The 12445-nt window shown below is 71.1% G+C and carries 10 protein-coding genes; 5 read left to right on the forward strand and 5 right to left on the reverse strand.

Features of this window, described 5'->3' with window-relative positions; translation table 11 throughout:
- Positions 1-32: 32 nt before the first annotated feature.
- Positions 33-755 (reverse strand): ketosynthase, encoded by a 723-nt coding sequence (locus F0P95_RS02785; RefSeq protein WP_182335609.1) that lies wholly within the window; start codon positions 753-755, stop codon positions 33-35.
- A gap of 5 nt (positions 756-760) precedes the next feature.
- Positions 761-1030 (reverse strand): phosphopantetheine-binding protein, encoded by a 270-nt coding sequence (locus tag F0P95_RS02790; RefSeq protein ID WP_182335610.1) that lies wholly within the window; start codon positions 1028-1030, stop codon positions 761-763.
- Between the two features lie 200 nt (positions 1031-1230).
- On the opposite strand from F0P95_RS02790, the gene F0P95_RS02795 reads away from it, so the two are divergent.
- Entirely contained in the window at positions 1231-2241 is a 1011-nt protein-coding gene (locus F0P95_RS02795) for a chorismate transformation FkbO/Hyg5 family protein (protein WP_182335611.1), read from the forward strand.
- A 227-nt stretch (positions 2242-2468) separates the two neighbouring features.
- Here F0P95_RS02795 and F0P95_RS02800 read toward each other — a convergent pair whose 3' ends face one another.
- Positions 2469-3797 carry an AMP-binding protein gene (locus F0P95_RS02800; RefSeq protein ID WP_182336714.1) on the reverse strand — a complete coding sequence of 443 codons (1329 nt, stop codon included), beginning with the start codon at positions 3795-3797 and terminating at the stop codon, positions 2469-2471.
- Between the two features lie 231 nt (positions 3798-4028).
- Between F0P95_RS02800 and F0P95_RS02805 the strand changes: the two genes are divergently transcribed.
- The 4 genes from F0P95_RS02805 to hemF all read left to right on the forward strand — a co-directional run bounded on the left by F0P95_RS02805 (position 4029) and on the right by hemF (position 8507).
- The gene (locus F0P95_RS02805; RefSeq protein WP_182335612.1) at positions 4029-6392 is read left to right on the forward strand and encodes a S9 family peptidase; all 2364 of its coding nucleotides are present in this window, start codon (positions 4029-4031) and stop codon (positions 6390-6392) included.
- 111 nt (positions 6393-6503) lie between these two features.
- Positions 6504-6920 (forward strand): NUDIX hydrolase, encoded by a 417-nt coding sequence (locus F0P95_RS02810; RefSeq protein WP_182335613.1) that lies wholly within the window; start codon positions 6504-6506, stop codon positions 6918-6920.
- Positions 6921-6961: 41 nt separating this feature from the next.
- Entirely contained in the window at positions 6962-7540 is a 579-nt protein-coding gene (locus tag F0P95_RS02815; RefSeq protein ID WP_182335614.1) for a hypothetical protein, read from the forward strand.
- A 22-nt stretch (positions 7541-7562) separates the two neighbouring features.
- A complete protein-coding gene (gene hemF / locus F0P95_RS02820) occupies positions 7563-8507 on the forward strand; it encodes an oxygen-dependent coproporphyrinogen oxidase (RefSeq protein WP_182335615.1) in 945 nt (314 codons plus the stop codon).
- Between the two features lie 33 nt (positions 8508-8540).
- Here hemF and F0P95_RS02825 read toward each other — a convergent pair whose 3' ends face one another.
- Both F0P95_RS02825 and polA read right to left on the reverse strand, forming a co-directional pair.
- A complete protein-coding gene (locus F0P95_RS02825; RefSeq protein ID WP_182335616.1) occupies positions 8541-9035 on the reverse strand; it encodes a DUF421 domain-containing protein in 495 nt (164 codons plus the stop codon).
- Positions 9036-9605: 570 nt separating this feature from the next.
- Positions 9606-12374 carry a DNA polymerase I gene (gene polA / locus F0P95_RS02830; protein WP_182335617.1) on the reverse strand — a complete coding sequence of 923 codons (2769 nt, stop codon included), beginning with the start codon at positions 12372-12374 and terminating at the stop codon, positions 9606-9608.
- Positions 12375-12445 lie beyond the last annotated feature (71 nt).

The following is a 12445-nucleotide window of genomic DNA, read 5'->3' on the forward strand; positions in this document are numbered from 1 at the left end:
GGGGGCCACAGGATACCCGCGGCCCCGCCGGTTCAGCGCAGCAGGTCGCGCCAGAACGCCGGGCCCAGCTGCCCCATCTGGCGCACGAACTGGCCGGCGCTGCGGTAGGGCCGGTGCGGGAACAACCGGCAGCGCAGCGCGTATTCGGCGACGAAGAAGCCGCCGATCAGGCCCCAATCGGCGACGTTCGCCCACCACGACCATTGCGCGTGGCTCAGCGGCCAGCGCGGCTGGTGGCCGAACGCGGCCAGCAGGCCATCGGGCACCGCGCTCATCGCCAGCGCCAGGTTGATCGCCGCCAGCAGCGCCAGCAGCAGCGCCCAGGCCGCGGTCAGGCGCCGCGCATAGCGTTCCAGCGGCGGCTCGACCGGCACCCCGGCGCGTGCATGCAGCGCCTGCACGATGCGGGTGATCAGCGGTACCCGGCCGGACCGCAGCGAGCGCGCGAACCCCCAGGCCACCAGCAGCGGGAACACCACCGGCGGCGCCAGCAGCAGCATCCAGGCCCATGGCGAACGCCCCAGCCAGGCCAGCAGCAGTGCCGACGCCAGCAGCGCGGCCCAGGCCAGCGGCAGGCGGCGTGCGAGCGCATCGAGCAGGCACAGCAGCACCAGCCCGAACAGCGCCAGCGCGGCCCAGCCGCCCTCGCTGCGCAGGCTGGCCACGTGCGACAGGACCGGATAGGCAAGCAGCAGCAGGAGCCGCAACAGCTGGGCGGCCGCCCCGTGGCCGGGCGCGTGGCCGGCACCGTTCATGGCGTTCAGGGGGTGCGGTGGGCCTGCACGTGCGCCGACAGCGCGCGCAGCGAGGCGAAGATGCGGCGGTTGTCGTCGTTGTCCGAACGCAACTGGAAGCCGTAGCGCTTGCCGATGGCCAGGGCCAGTTCCAGCGCATCGATCGAGTCCAGGCCCAGCCCGTCGTTGAACAGCGCCGCCTCCGGGTCGATCGCCGCGGGATCCACGTCTTCCAGGTTCAGGCTCTCGACCAGCAGTTCGGCCAGCTCGCGCTCGGCCTCGGTTTGTTGCGACATTGCCACTTCCATGAAGAGATTGATGCGCAACGATCCGGTATCGCCGCCCGCGGTGCAACCATGGCCACGACGGCGCGCGCGGTATCATGACGGTTTCTGCAGCACCGATCCGCGCGCACGATGACGTCCCTGCTCCCCTGCACCGCTCCCGCTCCCACGTTCGCCCCCGCTGCCGGTCGCCCTGGCCGCCGGAGCGCGCGATGAACGCGGTTTCCGGCTTCGTGCCCGCCGCCGGGCTGGAGGTGGACTACGCCGACCCGGCGCAGCTGCCGGTGCTGCTGGCCGATCCGCGGGTGCTGGCGGTATTCGGCTTCCAGGCCGGCGACGGCGCGCCCGCCAGCGACGACCCGCGCTACCTGCAGGTCGGCCTGCAGCCGGACGGCGCGCCGCGGCTGGAGGTCTGGCGCAGCACCGGTACGGTACGCAGCGGCCGCGAGGCCGACGGCCTGGCCTGGGCCAGCGACGGCGCGCTGATGTTCGGCGCGCTGCAGATCGACGAATCGCGCCACGGCGGCATCCTCGAGGCCGGCGAGCACGCCTATGCGCGGCTGCTGTCGGCCCTGCCCGGGCAGGGCTATCCGCACCTGCTGCGGATCTGGAACTACCTGGACGCGATCACCGACGGCGACGGCGACGACGAGCGCTACCGCCAGTTCTGCGTGGGCCGCGCGCGCGGCATCGGCACCATCGATCCCGGCACCCTGCCTGCAGCGACCGCCATCGGCCGCCTCGATGGCGTGCGCGTGCTGCAGGTCTACTGGCTGGCCGCACGCGAGCCGGGCACGCCGCTGGAAAACCCGCGCCAGGTCAGCGCCTGGCGCTATCCGCGCCAGTACGGCCCGCAGTCGCCCAGCTTCGCCCGCGGCATGCTGGCCGCACCGGGCAGCAGCTTGCCGCTGCTGCTGTCGGGCACTGCCAGCGTGGTCGGCCACGCCACCCTGCACGGCGAGGACACGCTGCGGCAGCTGGAGGAGACCTTCGCCAACCTCGATGCGCTGGTCGGCACCGCGCGCGCGCGCCTGCCGTCTCTGCCGGCGCATTTCGGCGCGGGCAGCCGGCTGAAGGTGTACGTGCGCGATGCGGCCGAGATCCCGGCGATACGGCAGGCGCTGGCGCGGCATCTGCCGCCGGAGGTGGCGTACATCGTGCTGCACGCCGAAGTCTGCCGGCGCGACCTGCGGGTGGAGATCGACGGGGTCCACGGCGCCTGACCGCGGTTGCGGTAGCCGTTGCCGTTGCTCCCCGCTTTTGACTGCCGGGTCCACTCCGCCGGCGGGATTTTTCGACGCGACATCCCTGTCTCGTCGAAAAACGATGCGCATCCATGCGCGTCGCCCTTCGGGTTATTCCCGCCGGCTCCGTCGCTGCGGAAGGGGACCCGGTAGTCAAAAGCCAGGGCAAAAGCAAAATCACGGCAACGGCAACGGCAACGGCAGAACTATTCCCCGCCGCGCAGCAACGCCAGCACCGCATCCCGCGGCAACTTCCCCGTCTCGTTGCGCGGCAGGCACGCCACCCGGCGCAACGGCCGCGGCAGGAACACCGGATCCATGCCCGCGCGCAGTTCGCGCAGGATGTCCGCCTCCTCACGCTCCGGTGCCACCACCAGCGCCGCGATGCGGCCCACCGGCTGGTCCGGCTCCGGATCCAGCTGCACCACCACCGCGTCGCGCACCCCGGACACTGCCTGCAGGCGACGGGTCAGGTCGCCCAGCGAGGCGCGCTTGCCGGCGATCTCCAGCAGGTCCGCACGCCGGCCGCGCAGCAGGAAGCGTCCTTCCGGCAGCAGCTCGACCAGGTCGGCCAGCACTACCGGGCCGGGCAGGTGCGGGGCATGGACCTGGGTGCCGTCCTCCCCCGCAACCAGGCGCACGCCCGGCAGCAGCGTCCACGCCTGTTCGCGGGCGGTGCGGCGGCGGGCGAAGATGCAGGTCTCGGTGGAACCGAACACTTCGCGCACTTCCGTGGCGAAGCACGCTTCGGCCGCTGCGGCCAGCGCCTGCGGCAGCGGCGCGGTGGCGGTGACGATGCCGGCCAGCGGTGGCAGCGCCACGCCCGATTCGACCAGCGCCTTGAGGTGCACCGGAGTGGTGACCAGCAGCCGCGGCGCCGGCACTTCGGCCAGCGCCTGCGCCACGTCCTGCGGGAAGAACGGGCGGCCGGCATGCAGTACCGCCGGCGCCAGCAGCGGCAGCAGCACCGACATCTCCATGCCGTACATGTGCTGCGGCGGCACCGTGGCGACCACCGCCGGGGTGCATCCGCCCCACAGGTCGCCCAGCGCCTGCAGGTTCTGCGCGGTGCTGGTCACGAACGCGCCCCAGGTCTTGGGGTTGGCGGCAGGCGCGCCGGTACTGCCCGAGGTGAAGCCGATGGCGACCCGCTGCGCCGCATCCAGCAGCGGGGCTTCGCCCGGCAGCCGCGGCAGCACCTCGGGCAACGCGAACCAGCCGTCCGGCAGGGGATCGGGCGCGGTGTCGCCCAGGCACCAGGCCTGGTCATGGCGCCGCTGCACGTCGGCCACCACCGCCGGCGCGCGCGAGGGCGGCAGCAGGTTCACCTGGCCGCGCAGGGCGATCGCGCAGAAGCCGACCAGGAAGCGATACCGGTCCTCGCACAGGTTGACCGCGTGGCGCCCGGGCGGCAGCAGCGCCGCCACCCCGCGCACATGCTCCAGGAACGTGGCCAGGTCGATCCGCGCGCCGGCCCCCGCCGCCAGCGGTCGTGCGGGGGCGCCAATGGCGAGGGGGTGCAGGCAGGCGGACATCGGATGGGCGGCGGGCACGCGGGACAACCTTGGGGGAAAACCGCCGCGGAACAGGGATGCGGCCGGCGCCCAGCATAGCCGCTGGCGGAAGCCGGACAAACGCGACGGCGGCACCGGGCGGCCACCGCACCCGCCGCAGCCACGGCTTGCCGGCACGTCCATGACCTGTGGCCCAGCCCTGCGGCGGACCGGGCTGCTAGGCTTTGCCGGTTTTCTTCACCGGTGCCCGCGATGTCCAGATTCCTGCCCCTGTCCCTGCTGTTGTTGGCCGCCGCCGGCGGTGCCCATGCCGCACCCACGCCGATCACCATCGAACAGGCGATGGCCGACCCGGACTGGATCGGGCCGCCGGTGGAGTCGGCCTGGTGGTCGTGGAACGGCACCCAGGTCGAGTACGCGCTCAAGCGCAAGGGCAGCCCGGTGCGCGACACCTTCCGCCAGCCGGTGGCCGGCGGCGCGGCGCAGCAGGTCGCCGACGACCAGCGCGGCACCCTGGACGCGGCCGGCCGGGTCTACGACCGCCAGCGCCAGCGCATGGCCTTCGTGCGCAACGGCGACGTGTTCGTGCGCGACCTGCGCAGCGGCGCGCTGACCCAGCTCACCCGCGGCAACGAGCGCGCCTCGGGCGTGGATTTCGCCACCGATGGCGGGGTGATCTGGAGCGTCGGCAACAGCTGGTACCACTGGACCCCCGGCACCGGCGGCATCGCCCTGGTCGCCCAGCTCAAGGCCGAGAAGAACCCCGCCGACGCGCCCAAGGCCGACGTGCTGCGCGACCAGCAGATGCGCACGCTGGAGACCCTGCGCCGCGACCGCGCGCAGCGCGACGCGCTGCGCGAGCAGGGCGAGCGTTGGCGCCAGGCCGATCCGACCCGCGCGCCGGGCCCGCTCTACCTGGGTGCGGACGTGGAGATCGTGGACAGCGCGCTGTCGCCCGACGCCACCCACCTGGTCGTGGTGACCAAGCCGAAGAACTTCGAGGACGGCCGCGGCGGCAAGATGCCGCTGTACGTCACCGAATCCGGCTACGAGGAAACCGAGGACACCCGGACCCGCGTCGGCCGCAACGGCTTCGCGCCGCACGCGCTGTGGCTGGCCGACGCCCGCAGCGGCCAGGTCCGGCCGCTGCCGCTGGACGCGCTGCCCGGCATCGGCACCGATCCGCTGGCCGCGCTGCGCAAGGCCGCCGGCAAGGAACCGCTCAAGGGCAACCGCAGCGTGCAGGTGATGGGCGACTTCATGGGCGGCGGCATCCGCTGGAGCGCCGACGGCACACAGGCGGCGGTGATGCTGCGCGCCAACGACAACAAGGACCGCTGGATCGTCAGCGTCGGCGACGACGGCGGCCTGCACAACCGCCACCGCCTCACCGATCCGGGCTGGATCAACTGGGGCTTCAACGACTTCGGCTGGATGGCCGACGGCCGCACGCTGTGGCTGCTGTCCGAAGAGTCCGGCTTCTCGCACCTGTACACCCAGGCCGGGACCGCGCGGCCGCGCGCGCTGACCAGCGGCAAGTGGGAGGCCTCCGCGCCGGTGCCGTCGGCCGATGGCAAGGGCTTCTACGTGCTGTGCAACCGGCAGGCGCCGCACGACTACGAGGTCTGCGGCGTCGATGCGGCCAGCGGCCAGGTGCGCGAGCTGACCAACCTCGACGGCGTGGAGGATTTCTCGCTCTCGCCCGACGGCCAGCAGCTGCTGGTGCGCTACTCCGGCGCCTACCTGCCGGCGCAGCTGGCGGTGGTGCCGGCCACGGGCGGCAGCGCGCGCGTGCTCACCGACACCCGCAGCGCCGAGTTCAAGGCGCGGCAGTGGATCCAGCCGCAGCTGGTGGCGGTGCCGTCGCGGCATGGCGCCGGCGTGGTCTGGGCCAAGTACTACGGCCCGGCGCAGAAGGAGCCGGGCAGGAAGTACCCGATCGTGATGTTCGTGCACGGCGCCGGTTACCTGCAGAACGTGCACCAGCGCTATCCCACCTACTTCCGCGAGCAGATGTTCCACAACCTGCTGGTGCAGAAGGGCTACATCGTGCTGGACATGGACTACCGCGGCAGCGAGGGCTACGGCCGCGACTGGCGCACCGCGATCTACCGCAACATGGGCCACCCGGAACTCGAGGACTACCTGGACGGGCTGGAGTGGCTGGTGGATACCCAGCAGGGCGACCGCGACCGCGCCGGCATCTACGGCGGCTCCTACGGCGGCTTCATGACCTTCATGGCGCTGTACCGCGCACCGGGCACGTTCAAGGCCGGCGCCGCGCTGCGCCCGGTCGGCGACTGGCACCAGTACAACCACGGCTATACCAGCAACATCCTCAACACGCCGGACATCGATCCGGAGGCCTACCGCGTGTCCTCGCCGATCGAGTATGCCGAAGGCCTGCAGGACCACCTGCTGATCGCCCACGGCATGATGGACGACAACGTGTTCTTCCAGGACTCGGTCAACATGACCCAGCGCCTGATCGAGCTGCACAAGGACAACTGGTCGATCGCGCCGTACCCGCTGGAACGCCACGGTTACACCCGCGCCGATTCCTGGCTGGACCAGTACAAGCGCATCCTCAAGCTGTTCGAGGAAACGCTGAAGTAAGCGGCCGCGGCGGCCCTCGGCCGCCCTGGCTCCCGCTCCGCGGGAGCGGCAGTTGCCGGCAGCCTGCCGCCGGCGCCGCTCCCCGGGCATCTGCCGCGACAGGAACCGGCCGTGCCTCCCATCCGCATCGTCACCGCGGTGATCCTCGACGACGCCGGCCGCGTGCTGGTGGTCCGCAAGCACGGCTCGGACACCTTCATCCAGCCTGGCGGCAAGCGCGAACCCGGCGAGGACGCGCTGCACACGCTGGCGCGCGAACTGCACGAAGAGCTGGGCGTGACGCTGCGCCACGCCCCGGTACGGGCGCTGGGCCACTTCGAGGACGATGCGGTCAACGAACCGGGGCGGCGCGTGCAGGGCGAGTCGTTCCTGGTGCAGGTGGACGGCACGCCACGTGCGCAGGCGGAGATCGCCGAACTGGCCTGGATCCCCGTGCGTCCCCCCTACGGCGTGAAGCTGGCGCCGCTGAGCGAACGCCACGTACTGCCGGCGGCATGGCGGGTGCTGGGGACTGGGCAACCCGGCTGAAGCCGGCGATAGTGCGCCCACTGCCACCACCAGCGCCTCGCGTGATCCAGTCCGTCCCGCCGCCTCTCCGTCCCGCGTCCGCGTCGGCCGCCGGCTTCATCGATGTCACCGCCCGCCTGTCGCTGGCGATGGCCGTGCTGTCCATCGCCTGGAGCCTGTTGCAGCTGCTGCTGGTGGCTCTCCTGGATCGGCTCGACCCGCTGGACTGGCTGCAGCGGCAGGGGCTGCCGGTGCCGGCGGCGCTGCAGTGGACCGCGCAGCATGCGCTGTCGCTGACCGGGCTGATGCTGCTGCTGTGCGTGGCCCTGCTCGCGGTGTCGTGGGCAATGTTGCGACGCTACGAATGGGGGCGGATCGGCTTCATCGTGTTCCTGGTGGGGGTGGCCCTGGCCAACTTCGCCATGCTGCCGCTGGTGGACGGCATGTTCACCGCGATGCAGGCGATCCTGCCGCCCGGCTTCCACGACTCGCCCGACGGTCGCCACGCGATGGCCCAGATGCAGGCCAGCCGCTGGACCGCCCTGATCAGCGCCGGCGTCACCGCGCTGGCGTTCGCCGGCCTGCACGCCTGGCTGGTGGTCAGGCTGTGCCGCGACGAGGTCCGCGCACTGTTCCGCTGAGCGCCTGCGCTACAGTACGCGCATGGACGATTTCGAACGCGTACGCGACTACCTCACCGGTCTGCAGGACCGTATCTGCCAGGCCATCGAATCCGCCGATGGCCGCGCCCGCTTCGTCGAGGACCGCTGGCAGCGCGCCGACCCCGGCACGCATCCCGGCGCGCCCGCCACCGCTGCCAGCCCCTTGCTTGGCGGCGGCGGCCGCACCCGAGTGCTGCGCGACGGCGCGGTGTTCGAACAGGCCGGCATCGGCTTCTCCGACGTTTCCGGCACCCGCCTGCCGCCGTCGGCCTCGGCCCACCGCCCGGAACTGGCAGGCGCCTCGTGGCGCGCCTGCGGCGTATCGCTGGTGTTCCATCCGCTCAACCCCTACCTGCCCACCACCCACGCCAACGTGCGCTACTTCCAGGCCGAACGCGACGGCAAGGCGGTCGCGGCCTGGTTCGGCGGCGGTTTCGACCTGACCCCGTTCTATCCGTTCGACGAGGACGTGCGCCACTGGCACCAGGTCGCGCACGACGTGTGCGCGCCGTTCGGCGCCGGGCGCTACGACGCGCACAAGCGCTGGTGCGACGAGTACTTCTTCCTCAAGCACCGCAACGAGACCCGCGGCGTCGGCGGCCTGTTCTTCGACGACCTGCAGGGCGATTTCGAGGCTGATTTCGCCTACATGCGCGCCGTTGGCGACGGCTTCCTAGACGCCTACCTGCCGATCGTCGCGCGCCGCAAGGACACCCCGTATGGCGAGCGCGAGCGCGAGTTCCAGCTGTACCGGCGCGGCCGCTACGTCGAGTTCAACCTGGTCTACGACCGCGGCACGCTGTTCGGCCTGCAGAGCGGCGGGCGCAGCGAGAGCATCCTGATGAGCCTGCCCCCGCGCGTGCGCTGGGAATATGGCTACCAGCCCGAGGCCGGCAGCGACGAGGCGCGGCTGGCCGCGTACCTGGTTCCGCGCGAATGGCTGTGACCGCGGCACGGCCGGGCGCGTAGCCGGCGGCCGTCAGCCGGGCCCCTGCCCGTCCTGGCGGCGCGCCACGATGGTGATGTGGCCGTTGGTTTCCAGCAGCGCCAGTTCGACCTCCTCGATGCCACCGCATCCCTGCTGGCGCATGGCCGCATCGAAATCGGAAGACGTGATCAGCTCGCGCCGCAGCACCGAGTCCAGCAGGCGGCCATCACGCGCGATCAGTACCGGCTCGCCCTCGACCAGGCGCTCCACGCGCCGGCTGCGGGTGGCGAGCCAGCCCACCGCATAGTTGAGCGTGATCAGCGTCGCGGCCAGCAGCAGGCCACCGGCCAGCGAGGTGTCCTGCCCGAGCAGCGCGTTCTGCACCGCATTGCCCAGCAGCACGATCAGCAGCACGTCGAACGGCGTGATCTGCCCCAGCGCGCGCTTGCCGCTCAGCCGCACCATGCCCAGCACCACGACATAGACCACCACCGCGCGCAGGATGAATTCCCACCACGGCATCGCCAGCGCGAACATGTCCGACATCGGCCTGCACCCCTTCCTGTCCGTCCCGCCATGATGCATGGCCCGCCGCGCCCGCGCACGATGGATGCGCCGGCGCGCGCACAAAAAAAAAGCCCCGCCGACCAGGGGGGGGTCGACGGGGCGGGAGGAGCGGCGATTTGGGGAGGAATCCCCGCTCCGAGATCTGCTCCAGGGGATGGGAGAGATCCGCGACAGGCGTTGCACCTGTCACGGGCTATATGACCACCGCGTACATTGATGGTTCGTGAAGAATGGCTATTTATTTCCGGATGATTAAGGAGTGATTCATCCGCAAAACGCAGGACGCGCGATTGCATACGACACGCACGACGCAACGTTCCAGCAATGGGTGGATTCACTGCAAATCCGTGCTGCCGATCGCAGACCGGATGGCATGCATCAGGAAACGCACTGGCTGCCATTCGACGCGTAAATAGTTTCGATATCGTGAAACCAGGGGCCCGGCAGCCGCAGCCTCGCGTCCGTGGCGCCCGCATCCCGGGCACGCCAGCGCCTGCAGTGCCTCCACCGCGCCGCCACGCGGCGCCGGTGAAGCACGGCGGACGCTGCCTAGTGCGCTTCGTCCCAATTGTCGCCGACGCCGGTATCGACCACCAGCGGCACCCGCAAGCGGGCCGCACCGGCCATGCGCGATTCCACTTCCGCGCGCAGCGTGTCGATGAAATCCGCATCGGCCTCGAACACCAGTTCGTCGTGCACCTGCAGGATCATCTGCGCGCGCGCGCGGTGGCCGGCCAGCCAGTCGTCCACGCTGACCATCGCGCGCTTGATGATGTCCGCGGCGGTGCCCTGCATCGGCGCGTTGATCGCGGCGCGCTCGGCGCCGGCGCGCAGGCCCTGGTTGCGCGCATGGATGTCGTTCAGGTACAGGCGGCGGCCGAACAGGGTTTCCACGTAGCCCTGCTCGCGCGCCTGCACGCGCATGCGCTCCATGAAGTCGCGCACCGCCGGGTAGCGGCTGAAATACAGCGCCACGTAGTCCTGCGCCTGGCCGCGGTCGATGCCCAGGTTCTTGGCCAGGCCGAACGCGCTCATGCCGTACATCAGGCCGAAGTTGATGGCCTTGGCGGCGCGGCGCTCGTTCGCGCTGACGTCCTCCAGCTTGCGGCCGAACACCTCGGCGGCGGTGGCGCGGTGCACGTCCACGCCCTGCTCGAAGGCGCGGATCAGGCCGGGGTCCTCGGACAGGTGCGCCATGATGCGCAGTTCGATCTGCGAATAGTCGCAGGCCATCAGCCTGCGTCCCGGCGGCGCGACGAAGGCCTTGCGGATGCGGCGGCCATCGTCGGTGCGGATCGGAATGTTCTGCAGGTTGGGATCGGACGAGGACAGCCGCCCGGTGGCGGCGCCCGCCTGGTGGTAGCTGGTATGCACGCGGCCGGTGTCGGGATTGACCATCTCCGGCAGCTTGTCGGTATAGGTGCTGCGCAGCTTGGCCAGGCCGCGGTATTCCAGGATCACGCGCGGCAGCTCGTGCTGCTCGGCGATGGCTTCCAGCGCCTCCTCGTTGGTGCTCGGCTGGCCCTTGGGCGTCTTCACCAGCGCCGGCAGGCCCAGCTCGTCGAACAGCACCGCCTGCAGCTGCTTGGGCGAATCCAGGTTGAAACTGCGCCCGGCCAGTGCGGTGGCCTTCTGCTGCGCGGCGAGCATGCGCGCGGACAGGTCGGCGCTCTGCCGCCGCAGCTCGGCGCTGTCGATGCACACGCCGTTGGCCTCGATGCGCGCCAGTACCGGCACCAGCGGCATCTCGATCTCGCGGTACACCTTTTCCAGCGCCGGTTCGGCGGCCAGCTGCGGCGCCAGCGCGCGATGCAGGCGCAGGGTGATGTCCGCATCCTCGGCGGCATAGTGGCCGGCCTCGTCGATGCCGACCTGCGAGAACGAGATCTGCTTGGCGCCCTTGCCGGCGACGTCCTCGAACTTGGTCGTGGTGTAGCCCAGGTAGCGCTGCGCCAGCGAATCCATGTCGTGGCGGGTGGCGGTGGAATTGAGCACGAAGCTCTCCAGCATGGTGTCGTCGGCATAGCCGCGCACCTCCACGCCGTGGCGCCGCAACACGTGCATGTCGTACTTGCCGTGCTGGCCGAGCTTGCGCCTGCCGGCATCCTCGAGCAGCGGCCGCAATGCGTCCAGCACCTGCGCCGACGGCAACTGCGCGGGCGCGCCCGGGTAGTCGTGGCCGACCGGGATATAGGCACCGGTACCCGGCTCGACCGCCAGGCTCACGCCGACCAGCCGCGCGCGCATCGCGTCCAGCGCATCGGTCTCGGTGTCGAAGGCGAATTCGGGCGCCGCCTGCAGGCGCTCGACCCAGGCACGCAGCCGTTCATCGGTGAGCACGGTCTCGTACTCGCCCTTGCCCGCCATCGCCGGGTCGGTCACGGGCGGCGCCGGGCCGTCCCCGCCACGCGCGAAGCCGGCGGCGGTGCCGCGCAGGCTGACCTTGGCCTCGTCGGCCGCGGCCGGCGCCGCGATGCCACCCAGTTCACGCAGCGCCTGGGTGAAGCCGTAGCGGCCGTACAGTTCGCGCAGGCTGTCCACGTGCTGCTCGCGCAGGCGCAGGTCGCGCGGCCCCTGCTCCAGCGCCACGTCGGTGCGGATGGTGACCAGCTCGCGGTTGAGCGGCAGCCGCGGCAGCGCCGCGCGCAGGTTCTCGCCGATCTTGCCCTTCATGGCGGCCGCGGCGGCCATCACGCCGTCCAGGTCGTTGTACTCGGCCAGCCACTTGGCCGCGGTCTTGGGGCCGCATTTGTCCACGCCGGGCACGTTGTCCACGGCGTCGCCCATCAACGCCAGGTAATCCACGATCTGGTCGGCGCGCACGCCGAACTTGTCCATCACCGCGGCATCGGAATCGGTCCGGCTGCCGGTCATGGTATTGACCAGGATCACGCCCGGGCGCACCAGCTGGGCGAAATCCTTGTCGCCGGTGGAGATGGTCACCTCCAGCCCGTCGGCGGCGCCGGCCAGGGCCAGGGTGCCGATCACGTCGTCGGCCTCCACGCCGGGCACGCGCAGGATGTCGATGCCCAGCGCGTGCACGATGTCGCACATCGGCTGCACCTGGGCGCGCAGTTCATCGGGCATCGGCGGGCGGTTGGCCTTGTACTCGGCGTACAGGTCGTCGCGGAAGGTCTTGCCCGGGGCGTCGACCACGAAGGCCACGTAGTCGGGCTTTTCCTTCAGCGTGGCACGCAGCATGTTGACCACGCCGAACAGCGCGCCGGTAGGCTCGCCGGCGGCATTGGACAACGGCGGCAACGCGTGGAACGCGCGGTACAGGTAACTGGACCCGTCGATCAGGACTAATCTGCTCATGCGGCGATTCTACGCGGCCTCCCCCGGCACGACGCGCGCACCGGCCGCAGGCAGGCATAATCGGGGGACAC

The organism is Stenotrophomonas acidaminiphila, from assembly GCF_014109845.1.
GTDB classification, from domain to species: domain Bacteria; phylum Pseudomonadota; class Gammaproteobacteria; order Xanthomonadales; family Xanthomonadaceae; genus Stenotrophomonas; species Stenotrophomonas acidaminiphila.